General features: G+C 48.5%; 1 protein-coding gene. It reads right to left on the reverse strand.

What is annotated here, in order from left to right; genetic code table 11:
- Positions 1-38 precede the first annotated feature (38 nt).
- Positions 39-260, reverse strand: a 222-nt coding sequence (locus A918_RS22220; RefSeq protein WP_210162327.1) for a hypothetical protein, incomplete at its 5' end; no start/stop codon positions are given.

Genomic DNA, 260 nt, shown 5'->3' on the forward strand with positions numbered 1-260 from the left:
CTACCCCTGAGCTACACCCGCTCGCGCCAGTTTGTTGGTTAGGCCTGCGCTATATGGCAAAAGCCTGAGTGATTTGCAACAGGAAAAATGCAAAAATCTGTAATTTTTTTAAAGGATTTAAGACGAAACGGAGAGGTGGCTTTGTCTTGGCAATAATGCGGGGAAATTGAACCAGAAAAGCAAAAAGCCGCGCTGTTGCGCGGCTTTTGAAGTCTAACCAAACTGGAGCGGGCGAAGGGATTCGAACCCTCGACCCCAAC

The organism is Pseudochrobactrum sp. AO18b, assembly GCF_000409565.1.
Classification (GTDB): domain Bacteria; phylum Pseudomonadota; class Alphaproteobacteria; order Rhizobiales; family Rhizobiaceae; genus Pseudochrobactrum; species Pseudochrobactrum saccharolyticum.